The sequence below is a fragment of the Stenotrophomonas sp. PS02298 genome, from assembly GCF_029959445.1.
GTDB lineage: Bacteria > Pseudomonadota > Gammaproteobacteria > Xanthomonadales > Xanthomonadaceae > Stenotrophomonas.
The window spans coordinates 1-339 of sequence record NZ_JASCOR010000345.1; the positions used below are offsets into that span (position 1 = coordinate 1).

At 63.4% G+C, this 339-nt stretch carries 1 pseudogene; it reads right to left on the bottom strand.

The features are described 5' to 3' along the window. Positions 1-339 (bottom strand): annotated as a pseudogene (gene tuf / locus QMX78_RS21520) (elongation factor Tu); the annotation flags it as partial.

Genomic DNA, 339 nt, shown 5'->3' on the forward strand with positions numbered 1-339 from the left:
GGCCACCTTCGCGGATTGCGAAGCGCAGGCCTTCGTCCATTGCCACCGGGTTGATCAGGGTGACAACCATCTTCACGTTGTCGCCCGGCATCACCATCTCGACGCCTTCCGGCAGCTCAACCGCACCGGTGATGTCGGTGGTACGGAAGTAGAACTGCGGACGGTAGCCCTTGAAGAACGGGGTGTGACGGCCGCCCTCGTCCTTCGACAGGACGTACACTTCGGCTTCGAACTGGGTGTGCGGCTTGATCGAACCCGGCTTGGCCAGAACCTGGCCACGCTCGACGTCGTCACGCTTGGTGCCGCGCAGCAGCAGACCGGCGTTGTCACCTGCCTGAC